General features: G+C 75.2%; 2 protein-coding genes. Both read right to left on the minus strand.

Annotated elements, in window-relative coordinates; all coding sequences use genetic code 11:
- Nucleotides 1-23: 23 nt before the first annotated feature.
- A complete protein-coding gene (locus AB0I76_RS30100) occupies nucleotides 24-866 on the minus strand; it encodes a sugar kinase (protein ID WP_357042579.1) in 843 nt (280 codons plus the stop codon).
- Nucleotides 863-1,303: SDR family oxidoreductase (locus AB0I76_RS30105; protein WP_357042583.1), on the minus strand; the 441-nt coding region annotated here is incomplete at its 5' end. The genes AB0I76_RS30105 and AB0I76_RS30100, both read right to left, overlap by 4 nt.

A 1,303-nucleotide genomic window follows, 5' to 3' on the forward strand; every position in this document is an offset into this window, starting at 1 on the left:
TTCCAGGAAGTCGGAGATCGCTATCACGGGCTGCCCTTTCTCGGCGGACCGCTCAGCGGGTGCTGAGCGGACGCAGGTCTGAACGCGTCACCCGCGCCGACGGGGTCCACGACGCGGTGAGCGTCGCTGGGCAGGTGCACCACCGTGCCGTCGACGAGGACGAAGCAGCCCCGCTCGCCGGCCTTGAGGACGGTCTCCCCGGCACCCGCGGCCGCGGCGGCGGCGAAGACCGCGCCGGGCTCGGTCACCCCGAACAGCGGACCGGCCTCGTCGACGCCCAGGATCAGATGATCGGCGTACGGCAGCAGCGGTCGCAGCCGCGCCGCCTGGTCCCGTACCGGGCCGAGGGCCGGTCGTAGGTTGGGGTCGAGCGCGACGCTGCTCCCGGCCTGTCGTGCCTGCCCGGCCACCGTGGTGACCGCCGCCAGCGGACCCGGGCCGAGCGCGGCGGTGATGCCGGAGACGGCGACAACCCGGGGCCGGGAGGCGAGCAGCCGTACCGCGTCCGAGGCGTCCATCGCCGCTGCCGCCGAGCCGGCTCGGTAGTAGTGCACGCGGCGGCGGCCGTCGGGCCGGATGTCCTTGAGGAAGAGCCCGGTCGGGCGGTCCGGGTCCGTCTTGACGAGGTCGGTGGCGATGCCCAGGGCGGTCGCCTCGGCCAGCAGCCGGGTCCCGAACGGGTCGCGGCCGACCCGGCTGCAGAACGCGGCGCGCAGCCCCAGCCGGGCCACCGCCGCGCAGAGGTTGAACTCGGCCCCGGCGACGTGGACCTCCAGCGTGGCGGCCGACTCCAACTGGTTGCCGCCCGGCGGTTGGAGCAAGACCATCGCCTCGCCGAAGCCGACCACGTCGGGTCTGTCCGTCACGTCAGCCACCGGGCGCGCAGGTCGGCGCGGAGAAACGCCGCCGGGGACGCGATGGACAGTCCACCGTCGACCGGCAGGGTCACTCCGGTCACGAAGCCCGCGTGGGCGAGGAAGTGGACGGCCGCGGCGACCTCGTCGGGGGTGCCGGTGCGGCCCAGCGGATAGCCGGCGGCACCGTCGTCGACGGTGTCGCCGATCATGCCGGGGGCGACCGCGTTGACCCGGATCCCGCGCGGTCCGTACTCCAGCGCGAGCTGGCGCACCAGCCCCTCCACCCCGGCCTTGGCGGCGGCGTACGCGGGGACCCCGGGTGCGGCCAGGAACGCGTTCACCGAGCTGACCGCGACGATCGCCGCTCCGTCCGGCAGCAGGGGCAGCACCGCCCGGCTGACCGCGAACGCCGTGCCCAGCGTGGCGTCGAGAGCGGTGCGCCACTG

Origin of the sequence: Micromonospora sp. NPDC049799, assembly GCF_040656655.1 — a bacterium.
Classification (GTDB): Bacteria; Actinomycetota; Actinomycetes; order Mycobacteriales; family Micromonosporaceae; genus Micromonospora.